Here is a 307-nt window from a genome sequence, read left to right as displayed (position 1 = left end):
TTTTTTCAAGCAGAAGACGGCATACGAGATTTAATCCGAAAAAACTGCAAAAGGTGCTGGAGCAATTAAATGAGGAAGAAGTCGAAATGGTTAAAACAGCATTTTCCTTGTTAAGCCGGGAGGCAAAATCATGTTTTTAATAGTAAAAATCGGGGTTTCTGCAATATTGATTGCCATTATAACCGAGATTGCACGAAAATCGCCTGAAATGGGCGGAATGATTGCGGCTTTGCCGCTTGTCAGTCTGCTGAGTTTATTTTGGCTGAGTGTACAAGGGGAATCTTTAAAGCATTTAAGCCAATTTGCG

1 protein-coding gene is annotated in these 307 nt (G+C 40.1%); it reads left to right on the top strand.

The window, feature by feature from the left end:
* Window positions 1-130: 130 nt before the first annotated feature.
* A partial coding sequence (locus tag L324_RS44430) for a DUF3147 family protein (RefSeq protein WP_161780846.1) occupies window positions 131-307 on the top strand: 177 nt, incomplete at its 3' end.

This window comes from Amycolatopsis orientalis DSM 40040 = KCTC 9412, assembly GCF_000478275.1.
In the GTDB taxonomy this organism is placed as follows: Bacteria; Actinomycetota; Actinomycetes; order Mycobacteriales; family Pseudonocardiaceae; genus Amycolatopsis; species Amycolatopsis orientalis.
Note: the sequence above shows the minus strand (reverse complement) of the source record. Positions and strands in the feature narration are given on the sequence as shown.